We start from the raw sequence: 8343 nt of genomic DNA, 5'->3' as shown, positions 1-8343 counted from the left end.
TTCAATATAATGTGGTTACAATAGCAAAGAGGATACACCTGTTCCCATTCCGAACACAGAAGTTAAGCTCTTTAGCGCCGATGGTACTTGGTGGGAAGCTGCCTGGGAGAGTAGGACGTAGCCATTTAAAAAAGAAGCGTATATACGCTTCTTTTTTATTGGAAAATATAAACTTGCAAAATTCATAATATAACTTTTAAAAATATATAATATATAATAGATAAAGCGTATATGTTTAAAACATATACGCTTTATCTATAAGTTCTTTTATTTTATCTATTCCAACTAAGAAATCATCCTCACTACACGCATAGGATATCCTTATATAATCATCCGCTCCGAATGCAATACCTGGAACTGCTGCAACCTTGTATTCATCTAGAAGTTTATTGCAAAATTCAATAGATAGACTTTCCTTATAATCTATCTTATCTCTTAAATATGATATATCTATAAATAAATAAAAGGCACCTTTAGGATATATAAAACTTAATTGTGGTATAGTAGACAATCTATTAGTTATTAAATTTCTTCTATGTTTATAAGTAGCTACCATGTTATTTATATCATCTAAACAGTACTCTAGGGCTCCGTAAGCTGTATATTGAGTAATTGTACTAGGATGAGATACTAAATGGCCTTGTATGGTCGATATAGCTTTAGCAATAGTTTTATTTGAAGCTGAATAACCTAATCTCAAACCTGTCATGGCAGCAGATTTCGAAAATCCATTTATAGTTACAGTTATATCCTTTGCTTTATCGCTTATAGAAGCAATACTTACAAAGTCTTCATCATAACATATTTTTTCATATATCTCATCTGCTAATATATATATATTATTTTTAAAACAAATATCTACTATATCTTCTAATTCTTTTTTAGAGTATATAGCTCCAGTGGGATTAGATGGATTGTTTATAAATATAAGTTTTGTTTTAGGTGTTATATATTTTTCAATATCATCTTTCGTAACTTTAAAATCGAGAGTCTTATCAGTATCTATTAAAACAGGATTACAACCTACTAACTTAACCATTTCAGGATAACTAACCCAATAAGGTTTAGGTATTAATATATCATCACCTGTATTAGTTAAGGCTAATAATGTATTAGTTATAGAGTGTTTAGCACCACTTGATACAACTATTTCATCTATATCATATGATACATTATTTTCTTTCTTAAGTTTATTACATATACTTTCTCTTAATATTTTTAGCCCTGGAACTAAATCATATTTAGTTTTATTCTCTTCAAATGCCTTTATTCCAAATTCCTTTGCCTTTTCTGGAACATTAAAATCAGGTTCTCCTATACTTAGGTTTATAATATTTTCACCTTGGCTTTTAAGTACTGATACTTTGTTACTTATTCCTATAGTATAAGATGGAGTTATATTACTTAGTCTATCCGATAGCATTAGATACCTCCTATAAACAATATTTACTATATAATACTAAAAATTTAGTATAACATCAAACATATATTTTAATTTGTATATTTGATAAAATATGTAATATGAGTAATTAATATTCAATTATTTAGGGGGCATTTTTAATGGGAAAATCTATAATGTTTCAGGGAACTGGCTCAGATGTTGGTAAAAGTGTAATTACAGCAGCATTATGCAGAATACTTAAGCAAGATGGATATAAGGTTGCGCCATTTAAATCTCAAAATATGGCTTTAAATTCATTTATAACTAAAGAAGGGCTAGAAATGGGGAGGGCTCAAGTTTATCAATGTGAGGCAGCTGGTATAGAGCCAGACGTTAGGATGAATCCAATCCTTTTAAAACCAACTACAGATAAAAAAGCACAAGTAGTTTTTATGGGAAAAGTACACAATAGTTTAGATGCAAAGTCATATGACAAGTATAAGGCAGAGCTTATAAAAAAGATTTCAGAAACTTATAAAAGTCTAGAAGATGAATATGAAGTAATAGTACTAGAAGGGGCAGGAAGTCCTGCTGAAATAAATTTAAGGGATAGAGACTTAGTCAATATGGGAATGGCACAAATATCTAACTCACCTGTAATATTAATTGCAGATATAGAGAGAGGTGGAGTATTTGCTTCTATATACGGAACACTTGGTTTACTTACAGAAGATGAACGAAAAAGAATTAAAGGAGTAATAATAAATAAATTTAGAGGGGATATAGATTTACTTACTCCAGGAATAAAAATGATAGAAGATATAACTAATGTACCTGTACTTGGAGTTATACCTTATTCAAATATAAAAATAGAAGATGAAGATGGTTTATCTCAAAGATTTAAAAACAAAAGTATAACTAAAAAAGGACAAGTTAATATAGAAGTATTATATTTACCTCATGTATCTAATTTTACTGACTTTAACGTTTTTGAAACTCAAGAAGATGTGAATTTAAGATATGTTTTAAGGGGAGAGTCTATAGGAAATCCAGATATACTTATAATACCAGGAAGTAAAAATACAATAGAAGATTTGATATATTTAAGAGAAAGCGGTTTAGAACAGGAGATAAAAACTTTAAATAAAAAGGATAAGCTTATATTTGGAGTATGTGGTGGATATCAGATACTTGGTAAAAAATTGTATGATCCTAAAGGAATAGAATGTGGAATAAAAGAGATAGAAGGAATTGGATTACTTGATATAGAAACTATATTTAAAGAAGAAAAGGTTACGACACAAGTAGAAGCTGTTATCCAAGGAAATATAGCTGGATATTTAGCTGGTTTAGAAGGTGTTAATGTTGAAGGTTATGAAATACATATGGGAGATAGTAATGTAGGTGAATCTTGTATATATTTAGATAAGATAATAAGAAGAAATAATGAAAATATAAAACATTTAGAAGGTGCTATGAATATAGAAGGTAATGTAGTAGGTACTTATATACATGGTATATTTGATAATATTAGCTTTACAAGAGCACTATTAAACAATGTAAGAAAGAGAAAAGGATTACAGGAAATAGAAAGTAATATTAACTCATTTAAAGAATTTAAAGACCAGGAGTACGATAAATTAGCCAATATAGTTAGAGCAAATATAGATATGGATAAGATATACAACATAATAAAAAACGATATATAAAAAAATATAAAAATTTTCCAAAATGTAACATAAAAAGTACATGTACTACAAATACTAGGTTTCAAAAAATTAATATAGCAATTTCAATGGATGTAAGCTGTTTGACTATTTTATCTAAATTTGATACTCTTAGTAAGTGATTTAAATAGATGCACAAGCCCTTTAACTTTGTTAGAGGGGATTTTTTTAGTCATATAACACTATATATAGTGTATATATATAATATAGGTACAATATGTTGTAATTAAGGGGGCGGATAAGATGGTTCAACAAGTAAGAAAAAGAGATGGAAGAATAATAAATTTTAATGAAGATAAGATAACAAGAGCTATATTTTTAGCTGCTAATATAGTTGCCAAAAAAGAAGAAAAAATAGCAGATTATGAAGTTTCAGAACAGCTAACTCAAGAAGTTGTTAAAGCTATAAATAGAAAGTTTTCAGGGAGCATACCAAGTGTTGAAGATATACAAAATGTTGTAGTAAAAACTCTAATAGAAACTGGACATGCTAAAACTAGTGAAGAATATATACTATATAGAGCAGAAAGAAGCAGAATAAGAAACTCAAAGACTAGACTTATGAAGGCTATAGAGGAAATAACTTTTTTAGATGCTAAAACTGCAGATATAAAAAGAGAAAATGCTAATATAAATGGAAATACAGCTATGGGAACGATGCTACAATACGGAAGCACTGTTTCAAAAGAATTTTGTAAATCATTTGTTATAAAGCCTGAACATTCATTTGCTCATGATCAAGGAGATATACATATTCATGATATGGATTTCTTAAATATGGGGACTTTGACTTGTTGCCAAATAGATATAACAAAGTTATTTGAAGGTGGATTCTCAACAGGTCACGGACACTTAAGAGAACCAAATGACATAATAAGTTATGCTGCATTAGCAGCAATAGCTATACAAAGTAACCAAAATGACCAACATGGAGGTCAAAGTATACCATTTTTCGATTATGGTTTAGCAAAAGGAGTTAAAAAGACATTTAAAAAGTCTTATATAGAAAATATATATAAAGCACTTTATTTATTTACAGACATAGAGGATGAAGATTCATCAAAGATAAAAGATTTAATAAATGAACTTGAAGCAAAATCTAATAGTGAAATATTGATAAAATTAAATGAAAATTATTTAGAAGTTGAAAAAGATGCATTAATGAACAACTATAATTTAGATGAAAAGTTAGTTAATAAAATACAAAAGTTTGCTTATAAAGAGGCTTATAAAGAAACTGATAAAAAAACGTATCAAGCTATGGAAGCTTTTATACACAATTTAAATACAATGCATTCAAGAGCAGGAGCTCAAGTTCCATTTTCTAGTGTAAACTTTGGAACTGATGTATCTGAAGAAGGTAGAATGATATCTAAGAATTTATTGTTATCATTAGAAAAAGGATTAGGAAATGGAGAAACTGCTATATTCCCTATATTAATATTTAAGGTTAAAGAAGGAATTAACTTAAATACAGATGATCCAAACTACGACTTATTTAAGTTATCTTGTAGAGTTTCAGCTAAAAGATTATTCCCTAATTTTAGTTTCTTAGATGCGCCATTTAATTTAAAATACTATGAAGAAGGAAATCCAGAAACAGAAGCTACTTACATGGGATGTAGAACAAGAGTTTTAGGAAATGTATGTGGGCCAGAAACAGTAACAGGCAGGGGAAATTTATCTTTTACAACTATAAACTTACCGAGATTAGGAATAAAACATGGAATAGTTAATAAGGATAATGTTGATTTAAAAGGATTTTTCCATGAATTAGATGAAAATATAAATTTAGTTATAGAGCAATTATTAGAGAGAATGGAAATACAAGGTAATAAAAAGGTTATGAATTTCCCATTTTTAATGGGTCAAAATATATGGTCAGGATCTAGCGAATTAGACTGGGAAGATGACCTAAAGGAAGTTATAAAACAAGGTACATTAACTGTAGGATTTATAGGCTTAGCTGAGTGTTTAAAGGCACTTATCGGTAAGCATCATGGAGAAAGTGAAGAAGCTCAAAAACTAGGATTAAAGATAGTAGGGCATCTGAGAAAAAGAATGGATGAAGCTATGGAAAAGCATAAGCTAAACTTCTCTTTAATAGCTACACCTGCAGAAGGACTATCAGGAAGATTTACTAGAATAGACAAGAAAATTTATGGATCAATAGATGGTGTAACAGACAAAGAATATTATACAAACTCTTTCCATGTACCTGTACACCATAAAGTAAGTGCATTTGAAAAGATAAACTTAGAGGCTCCTTACCATGAATTAACTAATGCAGGCCATATAACTTACGTAGAATTAGATGGAAGTCCATCTGATAATCTAGAAGCTTTTGAAACTATAGTAAGAGCTATGAAAGAATCTGGTATAGGTTATGGAAGTGTAAATCATCCACTTGATAGAGATCCTATATGTGGATACAATGGAGTAATAGAAGGAGATACATGTCCAGCTTGCGGAAGAAAAGAAGGGGACAGTGGTATAGGGTTTGAAAGAATAAGAAGAATAACAGGATATTTAGTTGGTACTGTTGATAGATTTAATGATGCTAAAAAGGCAGAAGTTAAAGATAGAATTAAACACTCTTAAAAATTTTAATTTATGGTGGGGGTACTTATGAATATAAGACTAGCTTCACAATTAACTATAGATAGTGTAGTAGATGGACCAGGCCTTAGAGCTGTTGTATGGACTCAAGGATGTAAACATGAGTGTATGGGATGCCATAATCCCCATACCCATGATATGAACGGTGGATTTGAAATAGATTCTAAAGAAATAATAAATCAACTTAAAAAATTAAGATTACAAAAAGGTATAACTCTTTCCGGGGGAGATCCTTTTGAGCAATCTGAAGCTATTATGGAAATAGCGGCAGAAGCTAAAAATATCGGACTAGATGTATGGGCTTATACTGGATATACATTTGAAGAGCTAATAGATATAAAAAACCCTAATTATTTTACTAATCTAATGTTGCTTCAAAATATAGACGTATTGGTAGATGGAAGATTTATAGAAAGTAAAAGAGATATAAATCTTAAATTTAGAGGTTCATCTAATCAAAGAATAATAGATGTTGCCAAAACACTAAAAAATAAAAAGATTATACTTCACTCACAATATATAGAGCAAGATCAACTCGATGAAGCTAAATAAGATAAAGAGTATCTAGTAATAGATGCTCTTTTTTAATATATACAATTTCCTTTGAATATACTTTAATAGGGGGGATTATATGATAGCTAGCGGCATAGTTTATATTTTCGTATTAATAATTTTGAGCAGTATTATTATTGCCTTAGAAAAAAACTATAAAGGAAAGATATTTAATTATATACCTGGAATAGTTATATTGTATTTTGTTACTATGATTTTATCTAACTTAGGATTATGGGAAAGCAATGAAGAGATAACAGGGGTATACAATACTGTTAAAGGCAGTTTGTTGCCATGTTTAATATTCTTAATGTTATTAAGATGCGATTTAAGAGAAATAGTAAAGTTAGGACCTAAAATGATTATAGGATTTTTTGCATCTTCTATAAGTATAGCTATTGGATTTATAATAACTTACATAATGTTTAAAGGTTTTTATGAGCCAGAAACTTGGAAGTCTTTTGCTGTACTTTGTGGAACGTGGATGGGTGGGGCAGGGAACATGGTTGCAATACAAGAAGCTTTGAGAGTAGATGACACTAAAATGGGTTATGCGCTTTTAATGGACTCTGTAAACTATTCTGTATGGGTTATGTTGTTATTATCATCTGTTCCATTTGCAAGTAAGTTTAATAAGTGGACTAAAGCTGATACAAAACTAATAGATAGAATAGGAAAAAATTTAAATCATAAAAATATAAAAACAAAAAAGATAAATATAATAGATACATTAATATTACTTATAGTAGGTTTTATAGTTTCGACTGTATCATTAAAGATAGGAATGATTATGCCAGAGACAGATTTCTTGAACTCATCATCATGGGCTATATTAATATCTACAATACTAGGAATACTAGGAGCCTTAACGAAGCTAGGAAAACTAGCTGGCTCAAGTCAAATATCTAATATAATGTTGTATATAATAGTATCATTAATAGCATCTAGAGCTAATTTTGGTAATTTACAAAGTGCACATATATACATAATTTCAGGATTTGTTATATTATCTATACATGGAATGGTTTTAATATTATTTGCTAAAATATTCAAATTAGATTTATTTACATGTGAAGTAGCAAGTCTTGCAAATGTAGGAGGGGTAGCATCAGCACCTATATTAGCAGGAACATATAATGAAAACTTAGTACCTGTTGGAGTTTTAATGGCTCTTATGGGATACATAATAGGAACGGGTGGAGGATTATTGGTAGGGAAGATATTATCTATAATATAATTATAAAAGAAGTCCGGAATCTGGACTTCTTTTATATATTATTTATTTATAACATATTCAGTTGTTAGGCTAACTTCATTTGCTATAGTATCGCCAACAGGGCAATATCTTTCTACCGCATCTATTAGTTTTTGAACTTTTTCTTCAGAATCATTTGATTTTACATGAAACTTAGCTCTAACGTTTTGATACCCTGGTCTAACTCCTCTAACTCCACTATAACCTCTTGGATCTAAGTCGCCTTCTAATTCTACATAAAAATCTTGTAAATCTATCCTCATTTTTCCTGCTAGCATTCTAGCCATTATGCATTGGCAAGAACCTAAAGCACATAAAAGAGCTTCAACAGGATTCATAGCCTCGTCAGTACCACCTTGATCTATTGGCTCGTCTAGTATCATTCTGAATTTTCCAGAAGTAGATTCAACCTTTACCCCTTCCTTAAGTTGAGAAATAACCTTAAATGTATTCATATTAAAAGCCCCCTTAATTATATGTTTAATTATATATTACGATACTAAAATGTATTTTCCTTCAACAATAAATGACAAAATTTTAAATTATTTTATAAAAGGTGTTGACGTATATAAAATAGCATGGTATATTATTACTTGTCCTCGAGAAAAGGATAAAGAAGTTAAAAAATAAGTTGACAAAACAATTTATAAATGATAATATAATACTTGTCCTCGAAAAGGGGCAAAAGATAATTGAACTTTGAAAATTAAACAGTAGGATAATTAAACACCATTTATTTAAAAGTAATGCCAAGTTTATCATGAGAGTTTGATCCTGGCTCAGGATGAACGCTGGCGGCGTGCCTAACA

Annotated in this window: 6 protein-coding genes and 1 rRNA gene; 5 read left to right on the top strand and 2 right to left on the bottom strand. The window is 29.6% G+C overall.

What is annotated here, in order from left to right:
• The first annotated feature begins 10 nt into the window (after positions 1 to 10).
• Positions 11 to 127, top strand: a 5S ribosomal RNA gene (gene rrf, locus ACUSRV_RS16805).
• 108 nt (positions 128 to 235) lie between these two features.
• Here the strand turns inward: rrf and ACUSRV_RS16800 are convergent.
• Entirely contained in the window at positions 236 to 1423 is a 1188-nt protein-coding gene (locus ACUSRV_RS16800) for a pyridoxal phosphate-dependent aminotransferase (RefSeq protein WP_490143122.1), read from the bottom strand.
• A 137-nt stretch (positions 1424 to 1560) separates the two neighbouring features.
• Here ACUSRV_RS16800 and ACUSRV_RS16795 point away from each other — a divergent pair, with 137 nt between their 5' ends.
• The 4 genes from ACUSRV_RS16795 (at position 1561) to ACUSRV_RS16780 (ending at position 7516) form a co-directional block, all read left to right on the top strand.
• A complete protein-coding gene (locus tag ACUSRV_RS16795; protein WP_490143121.1) occupies positions 1561 to 3090 on the top strand; it encodes a cobyric acid synthase in 1530 nt (509 codons plus the stop codon).
• Positions 3091 to 3351: 261 nt separating this feature from the next.
• Positions 3352 to 5709 (top strand): anaerobic ribonucleoside triphosphate reductase, encoded by a 2358-nt coding sequence (locus tag ACUSRV_RS16790; RefSeq protein ID WP_490143120.1) that lies wholly within the window; start codon positions 3352 to 3354, stop codon positions 5707 to 5709.
• 27 nt (positions 5710 to 5736) lie between these two features.
• Positions 5737 to 6279, top strand: coding sequence for an anaerobic ribonucleoside-triphosphate reductase activating protein (nrdG, locus tag ACUSRV_RS16785; protein ID WP_490143119.1), 543 nt, complete (start codon positions 5737 to 5739; stop codon positions 6277 to 6279).
• Between the two features lie 79 nt (positions 6280 to 6358).
• On the top strand, positions 6359 to 7516 hold the full coding sequence (locus ACUSRV_RS16780; protein ID WP_490143118.1) for a DUF819 family protein: 1158 nt from the start codon (positions 6359 to 6361) through the stop codon (positions 7514 to 7516).
• Positions 7517 to 7554: 38 nt separating this feature from the next.
• Here the strand turns inward: ACUSRV_RS16780 and ACUSRV_RS16775 are convergent, their stop codons facing one another.
• Entirely contained in the window at positions 7555 to 7989 is a 435-nt protein-coding gene (locus ACUSRV_RS16775; protein WP_490143117.1) for an OsmC family protein, read from the bottom strand.
• Between the last annotated feature and the right edge of the window lie 354 nt (positions 7990 to 8343).

This window comes from Sporacetigenium sp. TC11, assembly GCF_058146105.1.
Note: the sequence above shows the minus strand (reverse complement) of the source record. Positions and strands in the feature narration are given on the sequence as shown.

Bases quoted from the DNA above. Each gene is read 5' to 3' on its own strand.
- ACUSRV_RS16790 (WP_490143120.1), top strand. From the start codon at position 3,352: ATGGTTCAACAAGTAAGAAAAAGAGATGGAAGAATAATAAATTTTAAT.
- ACUSRV_RS16795 (WP_490143121.1), top strand. From the start codon at position 1,561: ATGGGAAAATCTATAATGTTTCAGGGAACTGGCTCAGATGTTGGTAAA.
- ACUSRV_RS16800 (WP_490143122.1), bottom strand. From the start codon at position 1,423: ATGCTATCGGATAGACTAAGTAATATAACTCCATCTTATACTATAGGA.
- nrdG (WP_490143119.1), top strand. From the start codon at position 5,737: ATGAATATAAGACTAGCTTCACAATTAACTATAGATAGTGTAGTAGAT.
- ACUSRV_RS16775 (WP_490143117.1), bottom strand. From the start codon at position 7,989: ATGAATACATTTAAGGTTATTTCTCAACTTAAGGAAGGGGTAAAGGTT.
- ACUSRV_RS16780 (WP_490143118.1), top strand. From the start codon at position 6,359: ATGATAGCTAGCGGCATAGTTTATATTTTCGTATTAATAATTTTGAGC.